Origin of the sequence: Paludibaculum fermentans, assembly GCF_015277775.1 — a bacterium.
In the GTDB taxonomy this organism is placed as follows: domain Bacteria; phylum Acidobacteriota; class Terriglobia; order Bryobacterales; family Bryobacteraceae; genus Paludibaculum; species Paludibaculum fermentans.
In genome coordinates this window covers 1,903,770-1,929,202 of record NZ_CP063849.1, presented here as the reverse complement: position 1 = coordinate 1,929,202, position 25,433 = coordinate 1,903,770, and the positions used below count along the sequence as shown (strand labels likewise).

Below are 25,433 nucleotides of genomic sequence, written 5' to 3'. Positions count from 1 at the left end.
AAACCCCGGATTGCGCCGCCCGGCAAAGTCGGCAGCCGGCAGGGTGGCAACCGCGGAGGGGAACTTCCAGGGGTGGGTCCGAATGGCGGCCGCCAGCCGTTCTCTCCTGCTGTTCTCGGCTGGCCCCTTATGGCTTCTCTCGGCCGTCTGCTGCTTCTGGCTGTGGCCGTGGCGTGCGGCCGCGGGTCATCTGGCGATCCTCGGAGGCCTGGCTCTCCTCTGGTCCATCCTCCTGAGTGTCATGTATGAGCGCCAGGCGCTGGCCGAACCAAGGCTGTTCGTTCCGGCGCTGCCCGGGCTCGCCGTCGTGTGGGCCTGTCTCCGCTGGCGAACCGCGGCCCATGCCCGCGAAGAAGGCGCCGAGGTGCGGTTTGAAGAACTGGCGTCCCCAGCAGTCCAGGTCCTGGGTCTGGACCGCGACGGCGAATGGGCGACCCCGTCGAATCAGCGGGAGCCGTGACGCTCAAGCCCGCCGGCAGCGCGAACTCCCACATCGCGTGGGCCGGCTTTCCGCTGTACTTCCAAGCGAAGGAGAGCGCGAGTTCGCGCCTGAAGCTGCTTCGTTCCGGCCGTGGACTCAGGCGCGCCCTGGTCTCGACAACCGTGACGGCCGTCCCTACGGGCGCGCAGTCGCAGTGATCCGGCGGACCAGGCGCCCTGGCCCCCGCCGCTGTGCCCGGACCGCATACGCCGCCGCGGAAAAGGGTAGTCACGGCCACGGCTGCGATTGCCGGTTCCACCGTCCGGTTCGTCGATCTCGACTCCGGATTCTGTGCGGAGATGGTCTGGGCCGGCGCGGACCCGTCTCCTGCTCAGACGGTCTGCCAGCCCTCTGCCCAGTTGCAGACGCTGCGTCTGCAGTCGCCAGTCGATGGCGCACCTTGAATCTCCCCTCTCTTCACGACCGCCATCGGGGCAGCCTCCGCCGCCAACGGTAGGGTCAAGCTCACGCTTGCCAGCAGAGCCTGGAACCTGGACCTGGCGAAGTGACCAGAGCACGCCACCCGTTCTCCTAAGTGCCTGTCGCTGTGGCAAATACCGGTTGAGATCCAAGTCATCCCGAAACCATGGCTTGGCGCCGCGAGCTCGTCCACCATAGGCCAGTAAGCATTCAAGAAACGTAGAGAGATCAAGCAATGAAAACGATCCTTCCATCCCTGCTCCGCTTTGTGATGCCCGCCTTGCTGGCGTGCCTGACGCTGGCGCCGGTCGCCAGCGCATCGGACTATGACGGCTCGGTGTGGCTCACCAGCGCGGCCCAAGCGCCCAACGGGGGCACCTGGGTTCAACTGCAAACCGGTGTGGAAACCGGCAAAACCGAGGCGAGAGGGGGTGCGCCGGTGTATGAAAGCGTCAACGAACCAGGCACCATTGTCGCCGTTCCCGGAAAGGCCGGTTACTGGGTGGTCGGCAAGAGAGGCTCGATCCACGCGCGCGGCGGAGCTCGCGAGTTGTGCGGCGGACACCTGCAGAACTGCACCAACTTTCCGTTTGAACCGGAGGATTGGGAGTTCGTGACATTCGCGGCCGCCACGCCCGACGGCCAGGGACTGTGGGCGTTGGGCCGGCGTGGTCAGGTGTGGACCGTCGGGACGGCCACACCATACGGCGACGCAATTGAGCGATACGACCTCACGGCCACCGCCATCGTACCGACGCCATCGGGCAACGGCTACTACATCCTGAAAAACGACGGCGGCGTGCACGCCCGCGGCGACGCTGTCTTCTTCGGCTCCACCGGCGGCTCGTTCAAGAAACACTACACAGGACTGGTGCTCAGCTACACCGCGGCCGGCCTGGTCAATGGCTACTGGATGCTGAATCAGGACGGCGGCGTCACAACCTATGGCGATGCCGCCTTTCTCGGCTCCACCGGGGGCAATACCGAAAACGTGACCTCCCTGTTTCCCCTGGATCAGGGCACGCGCTACGCCTGGATCAAGCGGAATGGAGAGATCGGCATCTCCGGTTCCTATCGCCGCGGAGCGGTCACCACGAACACCGGAGGGACTACCAGGCTGTGGACGCTGCAAGGCAACCTTGACTATCCCGGTGCGGAGTTGCACGCGTTGCCGGCCGGCGCCGGCCGCACGGACGGTTGGATCTTCTGGCCCGTCAAGAGGGCTGGCGCCATCGTCTACCAGTTGCGGAACGAACACAACGGTCTTTGCATCGAGCTCAAAGGCTACGACATCGCGCAAGGCGCCTGCCAGGCGAATGTCGAAGGCTCCCAGCAGACGCAAGCCTTCGCGCTCGAATTCTCGGGGTCTTACTTCTACCTGGTGGTGCCGGACTGGCCGCGCCTGGTGATCTCGGCGCTACCCGGTGAAACCCGCTTGAAGCTGGTTGACAGGGCGCTGGTGTCACCCAATTTGATCTACCGGTGGCAGGTCCTGGAACCCACCACGATCTCCGCCGCCGATTCGGGTGCGCTGTTGCAGGCGGAGGCATCCAGCTCCGGGCAGAAGTGGCTCGTTGCGCCTGTCACCGATGCTCCGAATGCACCGGTCCGATTCATCGACGCCGCCTCCGGGCTCTGCGCGGAAGCACAAAACGGGCGTTCCAGCTACCGCTTGCAGTTAACCGCTTGCGATGGAGCCTCGTCCGCCCAGGCGTTCCTCTTGCAGGAAACCGGTCCTGGTGTCGTCCGCATCTCGCCGGTGGCCGGCAGTCTCTCCGCGGCACCGTCCAGCGTATCGCCCGGGGCAGTGGAGTTTGTCCCGGAAGCGCAGGGCAGCCCTTGGCGGCTGGCGGCTTCCAGCGGCCGTTAGTTTTTCCTGAGGCACTGATGAACTTTCTGTCTTTGCTTCCCCCTGTCCACTCAATCGAACAACCAGAAAGGAATACACCTTACGAGCGATGATTCGCTCCTCGGGAGTATATTCAGTTCTTCGACCATCACAGTTCTCCGGGATGTGTGGAATCTGTCTATTCCTGTGCGGATTGTGTCTGAATCTTTTCAATACCCGCGAAGCCCGGCGTGCAGGCAGGCGGGCAATCTCTGAATCTCACCGTGCAACTCTCCTTCAGAATTGCCCGTTCAGTTATTACCGATTACCGAATTCAAATATGTACGAAACTATCCATGATGGCCCGGCCGATTCACCACTGCTAAACATGCCCCGCGCACACCCCAATTGCCCCGCCCGCCAGTGCCTGATTTCCGAAGCCTGGCAGTACTCCAGGTTATTCTCTCTAAGTTACTGATCCGTAGCATGTTCCGTCGATAGTAAGGCGATGGCGGGCCTCTCTTGGGCTGGACCTGCCTGAGGCACATGCGGGAAGACCAGCCTCGCCATGCGCAGTAAATTTCATTAATATTCCGAAAATATGCCTATCGAACAAGCGGGCATTCATCCCGTAGGAGTATATTAGTTCTTCGGTCATCCCCGGTCTATCGGGCGAGTGGCCCATGCGTTTTCCTGTGGGGGATTGTGTCTGAACGGTTTCGATACCCAGCGGCGCTATTCACGCTCGCCCTCAGATCCGTTTTGATTCTGTCTCTATTGCTCCTGAGTTGGCTTCCTTGCCGGGCTCACACTGCCTCATCGCGCTGCACGGGCTCAGCTCCGGAATCGCACCCGATGCATGCGATGAAAATGCCGTCCGCTGCCGGCGGCATCGTTATTTTTTGCTCGGGAGGATCTCCGGTCTCCGTGGACGCGCCCATCCCCACAGCGCAACTCCGAGCAGATTCTAGTGCCGACCCTACGCAGCGCACCGCGGAGCCGGCAGGGGGGCCATTGGCAGCTTTTGACGCATTCGACATCGACTCCGGCTGGAATCAGGTGGGGACTTAACCGATTCCATAACCGACGGATTTTTCCCAGTCCCGGCAAAGGCAATTCATGGATATAAGATCTTTCAAGTTAATGAGCGCGGGGAGCCGCGGGCTGGCGTGCCTGCTGTTCCTCCTGGGGATGCCCGCGTTTGCGCAGTCAACGCCACTCGAATGCGTCGCGTCGGCAGCGACTACGCCTGTGATGCGCTCGACGGAGATCACGGCCCTCGCGGGTGAGATCGTGGTTACCTGTTCCGGCGGTTTCCCTACTTCGGCCGGCTCCCCAGTCCCGACCGTGGACTTCCAGATTTTCTTCAATGCGAACTATACGGGCCGCACCACTGGCGTTCTGACCGAAGCATTGTTGCTGATCGACGAACCCCTGCCGGCAAACCGCGTTCCCTGCACGACCGATGTCAGTCTGTGCGGTTGGACTGGCGGCGCAAGCGGCCCGAACGTCTATCAGGCGAAAGTGCTGGGCACGAATGCAATCACGTTCCAGGGCATCCCCTTCGATCCGCCCGGTTCCGGACCGAACCGCGTCTTCCGGTTCACCAACATTCGCGTCGATGCTTCCTCCCTAGGCATTTCCAGCTCGACGATACCCAACACGGTCAATGCTTTCATCGCGACAGCAGGGGCAGCTTCTCCGGCACTGGCGAATTCACAGTTGACGATCGGCTACATCCAGAAACCGTTGACCATGGCGGTCATGAACTCGACGGCGGATACCGTTGTGCCCGCCTTCATGGGCGTTGAACTGCCCAATTGTGTCTCTGCCGCCAAACAGCGATTTGCGACGCTGCGGTTCAGCAAGAGCTTCGGAACCGCACTGCTCCCGCGATCGGCTGCGGCGTTCATCGATACAGAAACCTCACCCACCCCCCAGGCCCAGAACTCAATCGGCACCATCTATAATTCCGAAACCGGGTTCTACTCGCCGGCGCTGCCCGCAACGAACAATCTCAACAAGGCGGGCCTGGCGGACTTCGGCAGCCGGATCCAGGCCGACTTCTCCAACCTGCCGGCAGGTGCGACTCTATACGTCGCCACGGTCCCGGTGACCTTCACCAACGGAGTGCCGGCGCCCAACGGCGACCCCCAATTGCGGGCGCGCCTCATCAGTTCCGCTACAGGCGCCTTTGCACCCGTCACCGCCACGGAAGTCCTGGATGGAATTCCGGCGGCCGCCCTCCCGATTACCCAGGGCAGCGCCCAGGCGGTCTGGGAAGTTCTGAAGAGCAATCCAGGTGCATTGGACAATGCTGATTTCCCCTTGTGGATCTCCTACCCGGCCAACACCGTTGGACTCGGGACAGCCTCGGTGAACCTGCGGCAAGGGCCCGTGTCTACTTTGAAGACTTCGGACGAAACGGCTCCGCTGCCCCGGTTCCTGGATGCCTTCAACGGCGCGCAACTGGTCACAATCCGCAACATGTGCCCCGGAGACAGCTATGTCGTGACCAGCAATCCTGCCGGACTGACAGTAACCGTCGACGGACAGGCCTACACCGCGCCACATTCGTTCAACTGGCAGCCCAAGTCTACTCACACCCTCAGCGTGACGACGCCGCAATTCTCCAGCTCCACGGTCCGCCACAACTTCCTCTGGTGGAGCGATTCCGGCACTGCTACACACACCATCACCGCGCCCGATTTCCCCACGGTTTACACTGCGGGATTCAATACCCAATACCAGCTCACATTGAGCGTCTCCCCGCAGGGAGGCGGTACCATCGCGGCCTCGCCGGCTTCGGCGGACGGTTTCTACGCTCCGGACACGGCGGTCACGCTCTCAGCAATACCGTCCCCGGGGTACACTTTTGCCGGCTTCACAGGGAGCATCGCGACGCTCTCCAGTTTAGCCGGCTTAATTATGACGGGACCGCAGAGCATGCAGGCCAGTTTCGTTCCCGCAAGTACTGGCCTTGGCGCTGGCACGCTGACCCCAGAGTCCGGTGCGGGGAGCAAGCGGACTTTCAGCGCGGTTTTCAACGAGGCACAGGGATCCGGAGCTCTCTCCTGGGTGCAGTTGCTCATCGCTGCAGCGGAGAATGGCGGCGGCCAGCCCTTCTGCCTGGTCCACTACGATGTCCACGGGAATGCCTTCTGGGTTTACTCGGATTTGGACGGCTTCTTCCAAGGACCCGTCGCGCCCCACGCTCCCTCGGGCACCCTCCAGGCTTCAACCTGTGCCCTGGATACGTTCAACTCCTCTGCTACTCGATTGGGCACTCAGTTGACTGTCAATTTTCCGCTTGTCTTCAAGTCGTCGGCCGAAAGGAAGGTCTACTTGCGCACCTACGATGACAACGGTACGGACACTGGAATGGTCCAACGCGGAGTCTGGACTCAGGTGCCTTTAGCCACACCCGCGATGACCATGACGCCGGCATCCGGCAATTCGTCCACGCCGCTGTTCCAGGCGAGGTTCGCTTCCGACGCCTACGGCAATCAGGGCTCCCTGCCGCTCGGGTGGCAGCAGTTCCTGGTGGCGGCGGACTCCACCGGAGGCGGGCAGCCGTTCTGCTTCGTACACTACGACCGCGCGGGCGGCGCCTTCTGGATGTTCTCATCAGACGTCGGGTTCTTCCTGGGGCCGGTCGCGCCCGGCGCGGCCTCCAACGCTCTAGACAGCAGCGCGTGCACGGTAAACACCGCCGCTGCCGCGGCAGGCATCGCCGGAGACTTCAGCTCCAGCCTCACTCTGCCGCTGACACTCAAGGCGCCCATGTCCGGTGCCAAGAAGCTGTACATGCGCACCATGGATCCCCTCCTGCGGGATTCGGGATGGCAGCAGGTAGGGACCTACCAGGTCCCCTGAGGAAACCGGGAGAGCGGCCCGGCCAGGCTCGCTCTCCCTCTCTGCTCTCCAGATCTCCTGACGAATTCGAATCCTGACCAAACAAAGACAATGAACACCCTCTTACCTATACCGATCTCCAGGCGGCTCGCCTGGAACCTGCTCGCTCTGGTTGCCCTCGCTTTGACCGCGGTGGGGCAGACCACGCCGCTGCAATGCCTGGTGAATTCGGGTACCACGCCCCCGATTCGGCAGGCGGAGATCACCGCACCTGTCGGAGAGATCGTCATCAATTGCTGGGGCGGAACCCCGACCCCTGCCGGTCAGCCCGTGCCCACCCACGACATCCAGATCTATTTCAATGCCGACTATACGGGTCGGACGACAGGGCTGTTCACAGAATCGCTTCTCCTCATCGACGATCCTTCCGCCCCGCAGCAGGTGCCGTGTACAACGGACCCCAGCCTCTGCACATGGACCGGCGGCAGCAAGGGGCCCAATGTCTTTCAGGGCAAGGTTCTGGCCTCGAATGCCGTCGTCTTTTACGGCGTGCCGGTGGATCCGCCCGGGGACTCCGGGCAGAGGGGCCTCCGCATCGTCAACCTGCGCATAAACGCGTCCATGTTGCCGGTGTCTCCCACTCTGATTCCGACACCGGTGCTGGCGAATGTCTCCGCGACCGGCATCGCCCTGATCAACGGTACGGATGAGATAGTCGGCTATGTGCAGGATGCCCTGCTTGCGAAACTACGGAACGCGGCTGGCGATGCAACCGTAACCAGCCCGAACGGCGTGGAGTTCACAAGCTGTACGCCTGTCACGAAACAGCGCCTCGCAAACCTGCGTTTTAGCGAACGGTTCGGTACTGCGTTTCTCAAGCCCAATTGGACCTACGATCCAGTAACCGGCGTGCCTGGCACCCCGAACTCTCAGGCGATGACGGGTACCATCTACAACACCGCCTCGGCCTTCTACAACCCGAACTTTCCTGCTACGAATAACCTGAACAAAGCCGGTCTGGCCGATTCCGGCACGCGCCTGCAGGCGACGTTTAGCGGACTCCCGCCCGGAGCGACGCTCTACATCTCCACAGTCGCGGTGACGTACACGGATGGCGTTCCGGCCCCCAACGCAAACGGCCTGGACGAAGCGCGCCTCACGGCCAGCGCCGGTGGGGCATTTGCTCCCGTGGCGGCAACGGAAACACTCGACGGAATTCCTGTCGCCGTGCTCCCGATCGACAAAGGCAGCGCTACCGCGGTCTGGGAAGTACTCAAGAGCAACCCGGGCAGCCAAGGCAACCTCGATTTCCCGGTTTGGATCTCTTTCCCGGGTGCCTCTGAAGGTTTGGGTACGGCTACTGTCGCAATGCAGCTCGGACCAGTATCCAGCGAGACAGGGGCAAGCGATACCGCACATGTGGCCCGCTTCGCTGACTTGCCAACCACCCTCCCCTTGCTGACGGCGCCTTCGACCTGCTCCACCGCTCCGTACCTGGTGACGACCGCGCCGCCCTACCTGCCCGTGATCGTTGACGGGCAGACCTATACTTCTCCGAAATCATTCTCCTGGCAGCCGGGCAGCTCGCACACCCTCAGCGCCAGCTCTGCGAATGTGACGGGACCGGGGACCCGCGAGGTCTTCACTGCCTGGAGCGACAGCAATCTGTCCGTACGCACAATCGTCGCGCCGCAAGGCTCAGCCACGTACACAGCCAACTACAAAACGCAGTACCTGCTAAACACGACCGTGACACCCGCCGGCTGCGGCAGCGTGACGTTGAACCCGGCCGGATCGGCCTCCTTCTTCGACGTCGGCCAGACGGTTGCCGTCACCGCCACACCGAGCGGGCCCTGCTACTTCACCGGATTCAGCGGGGCAACCATCACCGCCCAGCCCACAACCAATGTGGTCATGAGTAAGCCTCTGAATATCACCGCTTCGTTCGTGGCCGCCGCCGGCGGCACGAAACCGGTGAGCGTCACGCCCGCCTCCGGGGTCGGTTCAAAGCAGAACTTCACTGCTGTCTTCCAGGGGGCCCAGGGCGCGAACACCCTCCGCTGGGTTCAGATGCTGGTCGCGTCGTCGCCCGATGGCGGCGGTCAGCCCTTCTGCCTCGTCCACTACGATGTGCCCGGCAATTCGTTCTGGGTCTATTCCGACGCCTATGGGTTCTTCCAGGGACCGGTGAACCCGCAAACTCCCTCCGACACCCTCCAAAGCTCGGCCTGTGCCTTGGACACCTTTAACTCCTCTCCTGCCGTGAACGGGTCGCAACTCACGCTGCGCCTCAGGCTGCTGTTCAAGACAGCGGCCGCGGACAATGTCTACCTGCGGACCTTGGACTACTTCGGCACGGACTCCGGTTGGGTGAAAAATGGTACCTGGACCATGGCCGCCATGCCGTTGCCCACGATGGCCGTCGTCCCGTCGAATGGAGTCTCCGCCTTCCCTTATTTCCAGGCGAACTACTACCTGGACGAGTACGGTCAACAGGGGTCGCTCCCACGCGGGTGGCAGCAGTTCCTGGTCGCGACGGATTCCACCGGTGGCGGTCAGCCTTTCTGTTACGTCCACCTGGATCGTGCCGCGAACATGCTCTGGATGTACTCCTCAGACGTCGGTTTCTTCCTGGGCCCGGTCGCGCCAGGCGCCGCATCCACCGCGTTGGATAGTTCCGCCTGTTCCGTCAACACGGCGGCGGCTTCCGCCGGAGCTGGAGCCAATTTCAGCTCCGACCTGAAGCTCCCGCTGACGCTGAAGGCGCCCATGTCCGGAGCGAAGAAGCTCTACATGCGCATCATGGACGAGCTAATGCGCGACTCCGGTTGGCAGCAGGTAGGCACCTACCAGGTCCCCTAGTAGTGCGAGCCGGGGCTCTCCTGCGCAGAGCCCCGGCCACTCACGCGCCTTCAACGGCGTCCCGCACGGCCCCACCGGCCGCCAAACCGAATGAAGCCGCAAATTGAGCCGCGAACGTGAGTGAGCGGATAGCCATCTGAAGGGCTCCAACGACCCCATCCGGGCGACCCTTTGCCCGCGCGTCTTCAACGGAGTGAGCCACGGCCACCCACGCGTCTTCAACGGCGTCCCGCACGGCCCCACCGGCCGCCAAACCGAAGGAAGCGACCCCCAGTCCCGGAGCGTGAGCGACAGGCTCCCCGTGCGCCTTCAACAGCGCGGAGCGCTCCCTCTTGCCACCCCGTCGGCAATTTCAGCATCAGCCCTGGCGGCCGCGCGGAAGCGGCCGCTCCAGCAATCCGATTGACGAAAAAGCACCCGTCCACCCGGCGGAATGGGGCGGCCCCAGAGGGCGGTCCGCGATTTGGAGAAATATAACCTGCGCCTTATCAGGCAGCTACGGGCCAAACGGCCAAGAACGCTAGGTGGAGAGGTGGATCATGGTGCCTGGACGGGGACATCTGTGCCCCCGTTCCGGATCGGTCTGCGGCTTGGGCCGCACGTCTGGCCTGCGCTCTTTGACATTCGCATCGTTCGTTTCCGCCTCGCCACGACTCCGCTCAGACTCAGCCACCAGTCCGGAAATCCTTCGTGCGTGAGGGAACAAAGCCATTCGGCAATGGCAATCGATTCCAGACTCTGCAATATGGAATCGCGCCGCTGACCGGCCGAGGCTGGGCAATTCTCTCTCTGTGAGGGAACAAAGCCATTCGGCAGTGGGAATCGATTCCAGACTCTGCAATATGGAATCAGGCCGCTGACCGGCCAGGGCGGCGCAATTCTCTCTCCATGAGGGAACAAAGCCATCCGGCAATAGCGATCAATTCCGGACTGTGCAATAGGGAATCAACCACCCGGCCAGCAACCGCATCTCCACTTTTTGAGGGAACAAACCCATTCAGTCCGGCCCCTCCGCCGGTATCGTGCCCCTTTGGATCCCCTCAGCGCAGCGCGGACTGTAAATCCCGCGCCAGGATCTGCGCCCGCTGGGCCAACTGCGCGGCCGTCGCCGGATCCTTCGCCTGCGCTTCGTCCGCCTGGCTGAGAAAGGACCGGATCCGGTTGGCCGTCTCCGCCTGCTCACGGGACAGCGCCCGGCCTTTGAGCTGGATCAACACCTGCCGCGCCGACTGTGCGCTCTGCTGGTAGGAATTCCTCAACTCGGTCTGCTGCTGTGGCGACAGGATCTGTCCAAAGGACGGCGGGGCCGGAGCCGGAGCTGGCGGTTTGGGCGTCGTCACTACCGGCTTGGGTTTGGGTGGGACAGGCGTCGGCTGGGGCTGGGGCGGCGCCGGCACCGGTTGCGGCGGCTCGGGTTGTGCCTGCGGTTGAGGCGGCGGAGGTTCCGGCACAGGCGTGACCACTGGGGGGGCGGTCACCACCGGCTGCGGCTGCGGAGGGGTGGCCGGCGCCTTGGGCTTGCGGCCAAACCAGGTGCAACCGGTGGAAGAGAGCATCAGCAGCAGGGCGAGAGCGGATTGTGCGGTGAGTGGCTTCGTCATGTGCATGGTGTTCAGCTGGTGAATGCGGGCAATATGAGTAGGAAGCGCGTGCCGTGGCCGGGTTCGCTGTCCACCTCAATCCTACCGCCATGAAGTTGGATGGCGCGGTAGACCATGGCCAGTCCGTAGCCCGAGCCGCCCTTCTTCGTCGTGTAGTAAAGCTGGAAGATCTTCTCCCGCTGTTCCCGGGGAATACCGGGGCCGGTATCGGCCACGATGATGCGCACATCCCGCGGACCCTGCTCCAGCGAGATGCGCAGCGAACCGCCCTCCGGCATCGCTTCGATCGCATTCACCGCCAGGTTCATCAGCGCCTGCCGCAGCAGGTCGGCATCGCCGCACACGGAAATGTGGTCCGGGTGTGCCGTGCATTGCACTTCAATATGGCGGCGATCGGCGTCGGCCTGGATGAAGTCGGTGACTTCCGCCGCCAGCCGCACGATGTCGAGCTCGGTGTGGGCGACTTCAACCGGGCGGGTGAACTCCAGGAACGTGCGCACCACGCGGTCCAGCCGCTGCACCTCTTCGCCGATCACGCGGATCTCTTCCTCCGCCTCGGCTGACTCTTCTCCCACCATCGATTCGAGCAGCGCAATCCGCGCGGCGATGGAGTTCAGGGGGTTCTTGATCTCGTGGGCGACGCCCCCGGTGAGGCGGTTGATGGCGTCCAGGCGGGACAGCAGCTCCATCTGCGATTCGATCTGCTGGCGGGCCTCGGGGTCGCGCAGATGCACCAGCACCCGGCCGTCTGAGAAGTAATCCAGGATCACCAGCAGGTGGGGGTGCTCAATGTGGCCGGGCCATTCCACCAGGCGCTCCGGCAGGCTGCGGCCGTCCTGGATGGCGGAGCGCACCAGGGGGCCGAGCGGTGACGAGTCGAGGTCGAGCTTCTCCGGTGAAAGCCCCAGCAGCGACTCGGCGGCGCCGCCGCTGAGCACCAGCCGCTGGTTGGCATCAAACAGCAGGATGCCTTCCTCCAGGCGCTCCAGCACGTTGGCGACGCGCGCACGGAAGTCCGCGGCCGTGCGGGCGGTATCGCGCACCTCGGCGCCCAGCAGGCTCAGTTTCGACTGTACGGCGGCGAACTCGGGCGACGACGCGCGGGTAGGCAGGATTGCCGGCTGCTGGCCCTGGCGAATCAGGTCGATGTCCTGGGAGATCAGGTTCAGGTTGTGGGACACATAGCCGCCCAGCAGCGTCACCAGGAACAGGGAGACGCCCAGGGTGATGAGGCTCGCCAGGCCGATCCAGCGCAGGCCCGGCTGAAGGGCGTCGCGAATCAGGACGGTGGAGACGAGCACCTGGATCGTAAAGATGGTCCCGGGCTCGTTCAGCAGGCCGATAGGGATGCGCAGTTCGTAGTCCGGCCCGCGGTCAAAAACACGTTGCAGGCGGTCGATGGGGCCCAGGGCCAGCAGCTCCCGCAGCGTGGGGCGTTTGGGCAGGACCGTGCCGGCGTCAGAGCGGATGGACGAGATCAGGATGTGGTCGTCGGCTCCGGCGATCGAGATCTCCACCAGCGCCGGAGCCTGGGCCACCGTGTTCTTGAGAAACGCGGCCAGGCGCGGGTCTGTCGCGATGGCGTCGCTCCACAGGGCCCGGTCGGACGCCCCGCCTTTCCAGGATTCTTCCAGCCGCAGCAGTAGCAGTTCCTTGGTCTGCTGCGCCGCCATTTCCGTGAGGCGCAGGGAGTTCTGGAGGTTCGACTCGATCAGGTTGTTGAGCAGGAGGATGGAGAGCGCCAACACGAGGGCGGAGACGAGCGCGGTGGTGAACAGCAGGATTTTCGCCTTCAGCGAGATCATTCGCCAGGCTCCTCGCCGTACTCCTTCAGCTTGTTATAAAGCGTCTTCTGATTGATGCCCAGAATCTCGGCGGCCCGCGTGCGGTTGTTCTTCGTGTGCATCAGGGTGAGTTCGATGATGTCGCGTTCGGCCCGTTCCAGCGTCGCGCCCACCTGGAAGGTGACCGACGGGATGGGGCCCAACGCCCGGCGGACCACCTCGCCGCTCGATCCGGCAATCTGGGCGGGCAGGTGCTCCAGCCGGATGTCGCCTTCGGCGGCCAGCACACAGGCGCGCTCAATGACGTTGCGCAGCTCACGCACATTGCCGGGCCACTGGTAGCGCATCAGGGCCTGCATCGCGGCGGGCTGGATGCCTGTGATGCGCGTGCCGTGCTTGGGGTTGAGATCGCCCAGCATGGCTTCGCTGATATCCGGGATATCCTCCAGGCGGTCCCGCAGTGGGGGCAGGGAAACGGGCAGCACGGTCAGGCGGTAGTAGAGATCCTCGCGGAACTTGCCCTCCTTGGCCATTGCTCCGAGATCCCGGTTGGTGGCGGCGAGCACGCGCACATCGAGCTGGATTTCGCGCTCGGCGCCGACGCGGCGGATGCGGCGGTCTTCCAACACCCGCAGCAGCTTCGACTGCAGGGCCAGTGGCATCTCGCCGATCTCGTCCAGCAGCAGCGTGCCGTGGTTGGCCAGCTCGAAGCAGCCTTGGCGCGCGGTCAGGGCTCCGGTGAACGAGCCTTTCTCGTGCCCAAAGAGTTCGCTCTCGATCAGTGTCTCCGGCAGGGCGGCGCAATTCATGGCGACGAATGGGCCGCCCGCGCGGGGGCTCAGGTCGTGGACCAGGCGCGCGACGAGCTCTTTGCCTGTGCCGCTCTCGCCCTGGATCAGGATGTTGGCGCTGGACGGCGCGGCCTGGCGCAGCAGGAAGAATACCTGTTGCATGGCCGCGCTGGAGCCGATCAGCTTGCCGAAGACGCCGCGGTTGCTCAACTGGCGCTCCAGCCGTTCCTTGTCCTCATAGAGGCGATGGTGCGAGACGGCGCGGTCGAGCAGGACGTGGAAGGCGCGCGGGCGGATGGGCTTCTCCACAAACCAGAAGGCGCCCAGTTCGTGGACGGTCGTGACGGCTGCGTCCATGCTGCCGAAGGCAGTGAGCACGATCACCGGCGGAGCACCTCCGGCCTCGTTCAGCCTCTTCAGCAGCTCCATGCCATCCATGCCCGGCATCATGATGTCGGTGACGATGGTGTGCGGCTGGAAGACCGGGATCTTGTCCAGGGCCTCCTGGCCATCGGCGGCAGTTTCAATCGCGAAGCCCCACCGCTCGACCATGCGGGAGACAGCGGATCTCTGATTGGCTTCGTCGTCGACGATCAGGACGCGTTTGCGGCGCTCTTCATCCATAGGCTCTTTGATTATCGGGGAAGCACGCGCCTTGGGGAAGCACGAATTCAAGGCTCGGGCGTTGGAACGGCTCCGCTGGGTAGACTAAGCCAGGAGGGATTCGATGATCGAGACGGGATTGCAGGGCAAAGTGGTGATTGTCACGGGCGCGGCGGCGGGCATTGGCCGCGCTACGGCGGAGCGCTTCACCCAGGAAGGCTGCCGCGTGGCCTGGTGGGATGTGACGGAAACCGTGCCCACGGGGGAGGGCTTCTTCCAGAAAGTGAATGTCGCCGATGCCGGGTCGGTCGAAGATGCGGTGAAGACCGTCGTGGAAAAGTGGGGCGGCGTACATGTGCTGGTCAACAACGCAGGAATCCTGCGCGACGCACAGTTGATCAAGTATAAGGACGGCGCAGTCACCGGCCTGATGTCGGAGGAGAACTTCGACGCGGTGGTCGGGGTGAACCTGAAGGGCGTGTTCCTGTGTACCCGGGCCGTGGCGCCGCACATGATCGCGGGCGGCGGCGGTGTCGTATTGAACGCGTCGTCAGTGGTCGGCTTGTACGGCAACTTTGGCCAGACCAACTACGTGGCAACCAAGTCCGGCGTCATCGGCATGACCAAGACCTGGGCGCGCGAACTCGGCAAGTATCAGATCCGTGTGAACGCTGTTGCGCCCGGCTTCATCGCGACCGAGATGGTGAAGCAGATGCCCGAGAAGATCCTGCAAGGGATGGTGGGGCGCACGCCAATCGGCCGCATGGGGCGGCCTGAAGATATTGCGAACGCCTACGTCTGGCTGGCATCGGAGGCTGCGTCCTTCGTCACCGGTACGGTGCTGTCGGTGGATGGCGGCGTTGTAGTGGGCACCTAGGACCAACGTCAGTGAGGGCACCGCCGGCCTTAGGCTACAATCAGGCCGGTGCCGGAATGTTCTGGCATGGGGAATGAGCCGTGATTCAGTTTCTGTCGACAGTTCTTTCATTCATCGGGTTGGTGGTGGTCATCGTTGCGCTGATCCTGCGGCGCCAGCCATCGAAGTACGCGCAGACAATGAGCCGCTGGACGTTGGGCCAGGCGGGCCTGCAGAAGCGGAGTGTCGACTCCGGGGAAGGCGCCCAGGTGGTGTGGCAGGCCGGGCGGGGCCAGGTGGTGGTGCTGCTGCATGGGGAAGGCGACCAGGCTGGAATCTGGGCCAAGGCGCTGACGGAGTTTCCCCGGTCGCAATACCAGTTGCTGATTCCAGACCTCGCGGGGCACGGCGAGAGCGCGCCTGTATCGGGCCCGCTGAGCATGGCCACCATGCTGGCTGGCTTGAAGGCGGTGCTGGCTCCGCACGGCAGCGTGATCCTGGTGGGCCACTCGATGAGCGCCTGGCTGGCGATGCTGTATGCGGGCGAGAATCCGGGGCAGGTCTCGCGCGTCGTGGCCGTGAATGGCGGACCGCTGCGAGGACTGCGGACCGATGTGCGCCTGCTGCCGCAGGATCGGGCCGAAGCGCGCCGGTTGATGGAGGCGATGCGCGATCCGGGCAGTGAGCGCATTGCGGACTACGTGCTGGATGACCTGGTGCGCTCCGGCGTGCGAGGGCCGCTCGCCCGGGTGCTGACCGCGCAGCGCGATAGCAGGGAGGTTGTGCTGGAAAGCCATCTGGCCGCATTTCCCGTCGAAGTCGATCTGATCTGGGGCGAGTCGGACCAGTTGATGCCGCTGGCTTTCGCTGAGCAGCTCAAGGCCGAGTTGCCCGGCGCGCGGCTCACCACCATCCCCAAATGCGGTCACGTGCCGCACCAGGAGCGGCCCCAGGAGTTCGCCCGTGTGCTGGCCAAGGTGCTCGCCAGGACGGCCTGAGTGCAAACCGGTGCTTCCTGGCGGGACAATGAAGGTACGCCATGAAGAAGATCTATATAGCCGCGTTTCATACCTCCAAGTTCGGGAAGCTGCTGGGCCAGACCGTTCCTGGGATCCTCGCCAACGCTGTGACAGGCGCTTGCCAGTCGATCGGCGTGGAAGCAGCGGCCCTGGATGTCGCCTCGGTCGGCGCGGCCTGCAACTTCTCCTTGAATGAGCAGGGGCTGTTGTCGGGCCTGCTGGCCATGGTGCCCGGCCTGGAGAGCAAGCCGATGGAGGCTGTCGAGAACGCCTGCGCCTCCGGCGGCCAGGCCGTCCTCTCCGTCATCCAGAAGCTGCAACTGGGCATGGGCGAGACCGGCATCGCCGTGGGCTATGAGAAGATGCGCGACGCCGAGGGCAAGATGGACGGCAAGCTCATCGGCAAGGTGCTGGGCTACTTCTCCCACCCGGACGAGCGGGCCGGGAAGACGTTCGTGTTCCCGCACATCTTCGCCGAGGTCATGCAGAGCTACATGGCCGAGTACGGCGTGGCCGAGGAGCACCTGGCCCAGATCGCGGTGGAAGAGTACGCCAACGCCAAGTTCAACCCATACGCCCAAATGAGCAAGGTGCAGATCACGCTGGCGCAGGCGATGGCGATCGAGGGTATCAACCGCTATGTCGTGGACGGCCTGCCGTTGAAGACCTATGACTGTTCGCAGATCACCGACGGCTATGCGGCGCTGATCCTGGCGACCGAGGAAGGACTGGCCCGTCTAGATGTCGCCAAGGCCGATTGCGTCGAGATCGCCGGCTGGGGCCAGGCCACGGATCCGTTGAAGAAGGAAGGACGCGATGTCCTGCGTCCGGCCGGAGCGCGCCGCGCCATGAACACCGCCTATGCGATGTCGGGTCTGGGTCCGGCTGACGTCAACGTGGCCGAAGTACACGACTGCTTCACGGTGATGGGGGCGCTGGGGACGGAAGTGATTGGGAAGGCGGCGCCGGGCAAGGGCGCCCAGTACTGGGTGGACGGCAAGGCGCGGCCGGATGGCGAGTGCGGCATCAACACGTCGGGCGGGTTGATCGCCAAGGGACACCCGATCGGAGCGACGGGCATTGCCATGATCGGTTGGAGCGCCTGGCAGTTGTTGGGGAAGGTCCCTGCGGAGTTGCAGGTAAGGAATGCGCGGGCGGCGGCCACGTTCAATATCGGCGGGCCCATCTGCGCTTCAGTCTGTACTGTCCTGAAGCCGGTCTAGAAGCGATGCGGCCCCGGAGAGGTTGCTCCCCGGGGCCGCGTTCTGTCTAGAAGTTCAGCTTGAGGCCAAACTGGATCAGGCGCTGGTCCATGGCTGAGGTCCATGCCTGGTTCGGCAGGGCCGTGATGTTGCCGGCCGTATCCACCGTGGCGTTGCTGTTGATGCCGGTGACGTTGGTGTGGTTGAAGATGTTCGTCGTCTCGGCAAAGAACTCGGGCTTCCAGCGCTCGCCGATGGCGAAGAGCCGGGAGTAGCGCAGGTTGAACTCATAGGTCGCGGGTGCGTTGAGCGTGTTGCGGCCGATGAACAGCGGGCGCTGGTAGGTGCTGGCGGTGGACGCGTCGCCGTTCAGGGGGCGGTTGCTGCCCATGTTGAACAGTTCGCCCTTCTGCATCACGACGGCCAGGGCGATGCGGTTGTTGTTCGCCAGGTAGTTCACGGCCTTGTTGCCCAGGCTGGCGGTCGGGGTCCAGAGCGCATTCGCGTTGAAGGCGTGGCGGCGGTCGGTCAAGGCGTTGCCACGATCGCGGCGGCGGTTGGTGGGATCCGACAGCAGGAAGGCGCCGCTATCGATGTTGTTCTGCTCCGGAGCGTCGTCGATGGCATGCGACCAGGTGTAGGTCCCGAAGACCTCCAGGCCGTGCGTCAGGCGCCGGTTTAGGGTGAGGTTCAGGCCGTTGTAGCTGGACTGGCCCACTGACTCGGCCGAGAGCACGTTGCCGTAGGCGGCGTTGGGGCGGGCTCCGCCGAAGATCGGGCGGCCGTCCGCCAGAGTCTGGCCGGTGAGGCCGAGATTGATGTTGCGCCACACGGGCAGGCGGTTGCCCCGGGTGAAGAGGTAAGTGGCGGTGAAGCCCAGATTGTTGGCGAGCTCACGGCTGACGCTCACGTTCGCGTTGGCGGAGTAGAGCGTGGCGAAGTCGGAGGCCACGGTGGTGATGTCCTGCAGCGACAGGGTGAAGCCGGCCGGAACGCCGTTGAAGACGCTGGGGAACGACGGAGCATACGAGGTGCCGGGGCCGGTGCTGATGTTGAAGAAGATGGGCGTGCCGTTGTTCAGGATCGACTTGCGGTAGGTGTCGGTCTGGAACGGGTCGTAGAAGATGCCGCCGCTGGCGCGCACCACGGTCTTGCCGAGGCCCCAGGCGATGCCCAGGCGCGGAGCGAAGTTGTTGCGGTCGGTCTTGAACTTCTGCGAGGTGGGGTAGGGCGAGCTGCTGTTGGCCGAGGGCGGCGAGTACACGTCGTAGCGCAGGCCGTAGATGATCGTGATGTTGGCGCGCGGCTTCCAACTGTCCTGGCCATAGACGCTGGTGAAGTTGGAGTTGTACTTGATGGACGGCTCACCCACGGTCTGGACGAATGTCGTGTAGCCCTTGGGCGCGGTGCCGGCCTTCGCCGCGAGATAGGCGGCGATGGAGGGGAACGTGTAGTTGGCGCTGGTGCTCTGCACCTGCGTATCGCGGATGCCGCGGTAGCTGGCCCCGAACTTCAGCGAGTGCGAGCCCAGGTTGAGGCTGAAGTTGTCTGAGAACTCAGGCGTCGTCTCTTCGTAGTTGAAGCCGACATCCAGCGAGTTGCCGAAGCTGGCGACACCCGGGATGGTGATGGCCGGGCCGGTGCCGGTCCCCTCGAAGCGGTTCTGCTGCTGGGCCCGGTAAGGGATCTGCATGCGGAACTCGTTCACCATGCGCGGGGAGATGATGGAGATCAACTGGACGGCGCCGCCGTGCGAGCGGTCGACGAAATTGTAGGTGCGGTCGACCAGCACCAGGCCGCCGCCGTTGTTATACGGCGAGTCGTTGCGGTGGCCGTTGTAGCGGATGGACAGGCGGTTGGAGGCGTTGAGCTGGTAGTCCACCTTGGCCATAAAGAAGGTCACGTTCTGGTTGAACGGGATGGCGTCGGCGAAGGAGGCGGGCAGGCCCAGGGCGGCGATGTCGGAGGGGGTGGCGGAGACGGTATTGGGCAGGTCGCGCTTCACCTTCTCATAGGAGCCGAACCAGAACACCTTGTCGCGCACCAGGCGGCCGCCGGCATCGGCAAAGCCCGCGTCGACGTTCACATCGGGCGTGGGGCGGTTGTAGGCGAGCAGGGCGGGGCGGGCGCTGAAGGGCGTGCGGCGGAAGATGTAGCCGGCTTCGCCGTGCAGGTCGTTGGCGCCGGACTTGGTGATCGTGTTGAAGACGGTCCCTACGGTGTTGCCGAACTCGGGCGAGAAGCCGTTGTTCACCTGTTGGATCTCCTGCACCCAGGTGTCGGAGATGGGCAGCAGGCGGATGCCGGCGCGGTCGCTCTGGACGTTGTTGCTGCCGTCAAGCTGGTAGTTGATGCGGCCCGTGAAGCCGTTGGCGTTCACTTTGCGCGGGACGCCGAACTCGGTGTTGCCGCGGCCGCTGACGTTGGGCTGCTGGAGGATGAAGTTGTAGGGATTGCGGGAGAGCAGCGGCAGGTTGGTGATGGCATTGCTGCTGAGCGTGCTGCCTTGATCTGTCCGGCTGGGGTCGACGACCGGAGCGGCGGCCGAGACGACCACCTCGGAGGCGACGCCCTTCACGGCCAGGGTGATGTCCGCCGTCACCGTGACGCCGGCGTTGAGTTCGATGCCGGTGCGCTTGACGGTGGAGAAGCCGGCCGAATCGACCGTGATCTCATACAGGCCGAGCGGCAGGATGTTGAAGCGGTAGAGGCCGCTGCTGGTTGTGGTGGTCGACTGGCTGAAGCCCGTGCCGGTGTTGACGGCCTTGACGGTGGCATTCGGTACGACGGACCCGGCCGGGTCAGTAATCGTGCCGACGATCTGGCCGTTCATGGCGGCCGCCTGACCGAAGCAGGAGGTGGCGCCCAATGCCAGAATTAGGGACAGAGCGAGCCATTGAAGCATCTTCATGACGGTTTAGATGCACGAGACTGGGAAACGATTGCACTATTTCCTATCGAGATAGTGTAAATAGTTGGGCCGCCTTACGCGAGGGTCCAATAGCCTGATAAATTAGAGAGCTATCGGGTCTGATCCGCCAGGCATCGCCGTGCAGCTCTGGGGGCCGCACGCAGCCCTGGCTGTTTCGCAGGGATCATTCGGCAGGCCGCCCCGTCGTGCGGCAGCAAAGACTGGCTGGCGTTCTAGGACATTCTGAGAGGCATTGGATGCAACGGAAACAAACCGCCTGCGGCCCTGGGGCCGGACTCTATCTGATTTTAGGAACAGCCCTGCTGGCGCTGGCCGGATGCTCGGCCAAGAGCGCAACAGCGGTGGCCTCGGCTCCGGCGGCTCCGGTGCGCGTGGCCGCGGCAATCGTGCAAAGCATGCCGGTGGAGCTGCGGACCATAGGCAGCGTCGAAGCGTTCATCACGATCACGGTGAAGTCCCAGGTGGGCGGGGTGTTGAACAAAGTCCACTTCACTGAGGGCGATGCGGTCCGGACCGGGCAACTGCTGTTCCAGATCGACACCCGGCCGTTCGAGCAGGCGGTGCGGCAGGCGGAGGCGAGCCTGGCCCGCGACCAGGCGCTGCTGAAGCAGACTGAGGCCACGCTGGCCAAGGATCAGGCCCAGCACAAATACTACGAAGCGCAGGCCAAGCGGTATGAGGAGCTGGCCAAGGAGGGCGTGTTCTCGAAGGAGCAGGCCGACCAGACGCGGACGGAAGCGTCGGCGCGGATGGAAGCCGTTCGAGCCGACCAGGCCACCCTGGAGAGCATCGGCGCCACGCTGCGGGCGGACCAGGCGACGCTGGATCGCGCGAAGCTCGACCTGGCGTACTGCAGCATCAGGTCGCCCATCGACGGTCGGACGGGCAGCATCCTCGTCAAGCAGGGGAACCTCGTGAAGGCCACCGATGTGGAGCTGGTGACGATCCGGCAGATCCAACCGGTGTATGTGACGTTCTCCATTGCAGAGAAGAACGTGAGCAACCTGCGGTCGAAGATGGGGGCGGGCCAGTTGCTGGTGAAGGTGGCCGAGCAGGGTTCGAAGGAGACTCCGGTGGAGGGGGCGCTGGCGTTCATCGAGAACACGGTGGATGAGGCCACGGGCACCCTCAAGTTGAAGGCGAAGTTCGCGAACAGCGCGGCCAAGTTCTGGCCGGGCCAGATCCTGGACGTGACGCTGCGCCTGTCCGAGAAGCCGAACTCGGTCGTGGTGCCGTCGAAGAGCCTGCAGACGGGGCAGTCCGGCGATTTCGTCTACGTCATGAAGGCAGACAACACGGTGGAGATGCGGACGGTCAAAGTGGGCGCGCGCAGCGGGGACCTGGTGGCGGTGGAGAGTGGTGTGGAAGCAGGTGAACAGGTAGTGACCGAAGGGCAGCTGCGGTTGACCTCGGGCTCGAAAGTGAGGCTGCTGTCATGAACTTCTCAGAGATCTTCATCCGCCGGCCCGTCGCCACGACGCTGCTGATGCTGGCGATTGCGCTGTTCGGATCCGTGGCTTACCAGGCGCTGCCGGTGAGCGACCTGCCGAACGTCGATTTCCCCACTCTGATGGTGAGCGCCAGCCTGCCGGGCGCGAATCCGGAGACCATGGCGTCGGCCGTGGCGACTCCGCTGGAACGGCAGTTCTCGACCATTGCCGGCCTGGATTCGATGACTTCGTCGAACTCGCTGGGCGTGACCAGCGTGACCCTGCAGTTCGACATGAGCCGTGAACTGGATGGAGCCGCGCAGGACGTACAGGCGGCGATTGCCCAGGCGTCTCCGCTGCTGCCGGCGGGCATGCCGACTCCGCCGACGTTCCGCAAGGTGAATCCGGCCGATCAGCCGGTGATCTTCCTGGCGTTGAGCTCGAAGTCGATGCCGTTGTACCAGATGAACGAGTTCGCCGATACGATGATGGCCCAGCGCATCTCGATGGTGAGCGGCGTGGCGCAGGTGCAGGTGTTCGGGTCGCAGAAGTATGCGGTGCGCGTGCAGGTGAGTCCGCGGGAGATGAACGCGAGGGGCATCGGGATCGACGAAGTGGAGGCCGCCATCCGGAAGCACAACGTGAACCTGCCGACAGGCACGCTGTACGGGCCGGATCGCATGCTGACGGTGCAGGCGACGGGCCAGTTGACGTCGGCCGAGGCGTACAAGCCGCTGGTGGTGGCGTATAAGAACGGCGCTCCGGTGCGGCTGGAAGAGCTGGCCACGGTCTTCGACAGCGTGGAAGAGGACAAGATCGCGTCCTGGTTCAACACGCACGAGAAGAGCAACCGGGCGATTGTCCTGGCGGTGCAGAGGCAGCCGGGCACGAATGCGATGGAGGTGGCGAACTCCGTGCGGGAGTTGCTGCCGTCGTTCCGGCTGCAACTGCCTCCGGCGGCCATGCTGGACGTGCTCTACGACCGCTCCGACACGATTCGCGAGTCATTTGTGGATATCCAGTTCACCATGGCGCTGACCCTGGCGCTGGTGGTGATGGTGATCTTCCTGTTCCTACGCAAGCTCTCGGCGACGGTGATCCCGAGCCTGGCGCTGCCGTTCTCGCTGATCGGCACGTTCTCAGTGATGTACCTGTGCGGCTACAGCCTGGACAACCTGTCGCTGATGGCGCTCATCCTGGCGATCGGGTTCGTGGTGGACGATGCGATCGTGATGCTCGAGAACATCGTGCGGCACATGGAGGACGGCGAGGGACCGATGGAGGCGGCGCTGAACGGGTCGCGCGAAGTCGGCTTCACCATCGTGTCGATGACCATTTCGCTGGCGGCCGTGTTCATCCCGCTGCTGTTCATGGGCGGCATCCTTGGCCGGCTGTTCCGCGAGTTTTCGGTGACGATCGTCGTGGCGATCCTGATCTCCGGTGTGGTGTCGGTGACACTGACCCCGATGCTGTGCAGCCGGTTCCTGCGGGCTCACCGGCTGGGCGAGGAGGGCTGGTTCTACCGGACGACGGAGCGCTTTTTCGACTGGATGCTGCATGTCTATGACGTGACCCTGCAGTGGACGCTGCGGCGGCGCGCGCTGACCCTGGCCTTCTCGTTCGTCATCCTGGTCGCGACGGGTTGGCTGTTCCTGCAGGTGCCGAAGGGCTTCATTCCCAGCGAGGACACCAGCCAGATTCTAGCGATTACCGAGGCGGCGCAGGGCGCTTCCCACCTGGAGATGATGGAGACCCAGAAGAAGCTGGCCGAGATCGTGCGGAACGATCCCAATGTCGAGTCGTTCATGTCGAGCGTGGGCGGCGGCAGCGCCAACATCAGCCTGGGCGGACCGAACTTCGGGCGTATGTTCATGCACCTGAAGCCGCGCCATGAGCGCGCGTTGAGCGCCGATGAACTGATCGAGTCGTTCCGGCCGCGGCTGAACAACATGACTGGGATGCGGGTGTTCCTACAGAATCCGCCGGTGATCCGCGTGGGCGGCACGCTCTCCAAGAGCCTGTACCAGTTCACACTACTGGGCACGAATATCGACGAGCTGTACAAGAGCAGCCAGGCCTTCGAGAAGGAAGTGGCGAAGCTGCCGGCGCTGATGGATGTGACCAGCGACTTACAGATCCGCAGTCCGCAGATGACGGTGCAGATTGAGCGGGACCGGGCAGCCAAGTTCGATGTGACGCCGGAGCAGATCGAGACCGCGCTGTTCAATGCGTATGGGCCGCGCTGGATCTCGACGATCTACGCTCCGAACAACCAATACCGGGTGCTGATGGAGGTCGACCGGGCGTACCAATCGGATCCGTCGTTCATGTCGCGGCTGTATGTGAAGTCGGGCAAGGGCGAACTGGTGCCATTGGATTCGCTGGCGCGGCTGGAGCCTTCGGCGGGTCCGCAGACGATCAATCACTACGGGCAGTTGCCGGCGGTGACGGTGTCGTTCAACCTGCGGCCGGGCATGTCGCTGGGCAACGCCGTGGACCAGATTGAGGAGCTGTCGCGGACGCATCTGCCGGCCACGATTACCACCATATTCCAAGGCACGGCGCAGGCGTTCCAGAAGTCGATGAAGAACCTGGGCATCCTGCTGCTGCTGGCCGTGGTCGTGGTGTACATCGTGCTGGGTGTTCTGTATGAAAGCTTCATCCATCCGCTGACGATTCTGTCGGGCCTGCCGTCGGCCGGCTTCGGGGCGTTGCTGACGCTGTGGTTGTTCAAGCTGGACTTGAACATTTACTCGTATGTGGGGCTGATCCTGCTGATCGGCATCGTGAAGAAGAACGCCATTATGCAGATCGACTTCGCGCTGGAGGCGGAGCGGCATCATGGGAAGGCACCGCTGGAGGCGATCTACGAGGGCTGCCTGGTGCGGTTCCGGCCGATCATGATGACGACCATGGCTGCCTTGCTGGGCGCGCTGCCGATCGCGTTTGGCTATGGCGCGGGCGGCGAGGCCCGGCGGCCGCTGGGGTTGTGCGTGGTGGGCGGACTGGTGTTCTCGCAGGTGGTGACGCTGTATCTGACTCCGGTGGTGTATACGTACCTGGCGGGGTTGCAGGCGAGGTTCCAGCGGAGAGGGTCAGTCGCTACGGGGAGTCTGGCTGGGGCCGCGGCGGACTAAGGTGGCATGAGGCGGGGTCAGGGGACCCCGCGCCGACCTGGGGGTCCGCCGTCCCACGTGTTGCCTTGTTAAATCGCGTTGGACGGCTGGCTAAATGTCGCCGTTATAGCTGAGGTCCTGTGCTCTCAGGTCCGTGAGCAGGTTCCACTGGCGGGCTTCGGTGGAGCGGGCTTCGCGGATCCACTGGCGTTCGCCTTGCGGGAGCTTGCGGCAGAGGGTGTCCTCTTTGTCCAGGCGATATTCAAAGAGGTCCTCTTCGATGGCCGAGAGCTTCAGGAGCTTTTCCGTGTTGCCATACGTCGACGCTCCGACTCGCAGGGCCAGGCTGACGATGAAGCCTAAACGGTTCTGCGCCTGGCGCTGGCGGGCTTCCTTTTTGATCCAGTCCCAATCGAGATCGTTGTAACGGAGGATGAGCCAGGGCAGCGCCTCGACCACTCGATCGTCGAGATTCTCACAGGAAAGCGCGGCGATCAGGACGATGGCGGGGTCGTGTTCGTATTCTGCTTCCATTTCGGTGAACAGGTTTACGAAGCCGGGGTAGCCGAGCGCTCCAAGGGAGTCCCGGAGGACCCTTGACCGGGCCAGATCCTTCTTTGTCGCGCGAATCACTCCTCAACAATGTACAACGA

General features: G+C 63.8%; 15 protein-coding genes. 10 read left to right on the top strand and 5 right to left on the bottom strand.

Translation table 11 applies throughout. The features are described from left to right. The first annotated feature begins 82 nt into the window (after positions 1-82). The 5 genes from IRI77_RS07710 (at position 83) to IRI77_RS07690 (ending at position 9,446) form a co-directional block, all read left to right on the top strand. Positions 83-460, top strand: coding sequence for a hypothetical protein (locus IRI77_RS07710; RefSeq protein WP_194451491.1), 378 nt, complete (start codon positions 83-85; stop codon positions 458-460). Continuing rightward, positions 457-639: a hypothetical protein gene (locus IRI77_RS07705; RefSeq protein ID WP_194451490.1), complete on the top strand. Its 183-nt coding sequence runs from the start codon at positions 457-459 to the stop codon at positions 637-639. Before IRI77_RS07710 ends, IRI77_RS07705 begins: the two co-directional genes overlap by 4 nt. 497 nt (positions 640-1,136) lie before the next feature. Then, positions 1,137-2,771, top strand: a complete 1,635-nt coding sequence (locus tag IRI77_RS07700; protein WP_194451489.1) for an RICIN domain-containing protein — start codon at positions 1,137-1,139, stop codon at positions 2,769-2,771. A 1,101-nt stretch (positions 2,772-3,872) separates the two neighbouring features. Beyond that, positions 3,873-6,605, top strand: a complete 2,733-nt coding sequence (locus IRI77_RS07695) for an InlB B-repeat-containing protein (protein WP_194451488.1) — start codon at positions 3,873-3,875, stop codon at positions 6,603-6,605. A 90-nt stretch (positions 6,606-6,695) separates the two neighbouring features. Then, positions 6,696-9,446, top strand: coding sequence for an InlB B-repeat-containing protein (locus IRI77_RS07690; RefSeq protein WP_194451487.1), 2,751 nt, complete (start codon positions 6,696-6,698; stop codon positions 9,444-9,446). A gap of 1,040 nt (positions 9,447-10,486) precedes the next feature. Here IRI77_RS07690 and IRI77_RS07685 read toward each other — a convergent pair. From IRI77_RS07685 to IRI77_RS07675, 3 genes are read right to left on the bottom strand one after another with little or no spacing between them, the layout of a single operon-like run. Then, positions 10,487-11,047, bottom strand: a complete 561-nt coding sequence (locus IRI77_RS07685; RefSeq protein ID WP_194451486.1) for a hypothetical protein — start codon at positions 11,045-11,047, stop codon at positions 10,487-10,489. A gap of 11 nt (positions 11,048-11,058) precedes the next feature. Continuing rightward, entirely contained in the window at positions 11,059-12,852 is a 1,794-nt protein-coding gene (locus IRI77_RS07680; RefSeq protein ID WP_194451485.1) for a sensor histidine kinase, read from the bottom strand. Continuing rightward, positions 12,849-14,246, bottom strand: coding sequence for a sigma-54-dependent transcriptional regulator (locus IRI77_RS07675; RefSeq protein WP_194451484.1), 1,398 nt, complete (start codon positions 14,244-14,246; stop codon positions 12,849-12,851). Before IRI77_RS07675 ends, IRI77_RS07680 begins: the two co-directional genes overlap by 4 nt. 103 nt (positions 14,247-14,349) lie before the next feature. Between IRI77_RS07675 and IRI77_RS07670 the strand changes: the two genes are divergently transcribed. The 3 genes from IRI77_RS07670 (at position 14,350) to IRI77_RS07660 (ending at position 17,323) form a co-directional block, all read left to right on the top strand. After that, positions 14,350-15,102: an SDR family oxidoreductase gene (locus IRI77_RS07670; protein WP_194451483.1), complete on the top strand. Its 753-nt coding sequence runs from the start codon at positions 14,350-14,352 to the stop codon at positions 15,100-15,102. Positions 15,103-15,182: 80 nt separating this feature from the next. After that, positions 15,183-16,079 carry an alpha/beta fold hydrolase gene (locus IRI77_RS07665; RefSeq protein ID WP_194451482.1) on the top strand — a complete coding sequence of 299 codons (897 nt, stop codon included), beginning with the start codon at positions 15,183-15,185 and terminating at the stop codon, positions 16,077-16,079. Positions 16,080-16,120: 41 nt separating this feature from the next. Further along, positions 16,121-17,323 carry a thiolase family protein gene (locus IRI77_RS07660; RefSeq protein ID WP_194451481.1) on the top strand — a complete coding sequence of 401 codons (1,203 nt, stop codon included), beginning with the start codon at positions 16,121-16,123 and terminating at the stop codon, positions 17,321-17,323. 46 nt (positions 17,324-17,369) lie between these two features. Here IRI77_RS07660 and IRI77_RS07655 read toward each other — a convergent pair whose 3' ends face one another. Further along, a complete protein-coding gene (locus IRI77_RS07655) occupies positions 17,370-20,213 on the bottom strand; it encodes a TonB-dependent receptor (protein WP_194451480.1) in 2,844 nt (947 codons plus the stop codon). 257 nt (positions 20,214-20,470) lie between these two features. On the opposite strand from IRI77_RS07655, the gene IRI77_RS07650 reads away from it, so the two are divergent. Together IRI77_RS07650 and IRI77_RS07645 are read left to right on the top strand one after the other, a co-directional pair. Then, entirely contained in the window at positions 20,471-21,673 is a 1,203-nt protein-coding gene (locus IRI77_RS07650) for an efflux RND transporter periplasmic adaptor subunit (RefSeq protein WP_194451479.1), read from the top strand. Beyond that, complete coding sequence (locus IRI77_RS07645; protein ID WP_194451478.1) at positions 21,670-24,801, top strand: efflux RND transporter permease subunit; 3,132 nt, start codon at positions 21,670-21,672, stop codon at positions 24,799-24,801. Before IRI77_RS07650 ends, IRI77_RS07645 begins: the two co-directional genes overlap by 4 nt. Before the next feature lie 90 nt (positions 24,802-24,891). Here IRI77_RS07645 and IRI77_RS07640 read toward each other — a convergent pair whose 3' ends face one another. Beyond that, entirely contained in the window at positions 24,892-25,413 is a 522-nt protein-coding gene (locus IRI77_RS07640; RefSeq protein ID WP_194451477.1) for a hypothetical protein, read from the bottom strand. Positions 25,414-25,433 lie beyond the last annotated feature (20 nt).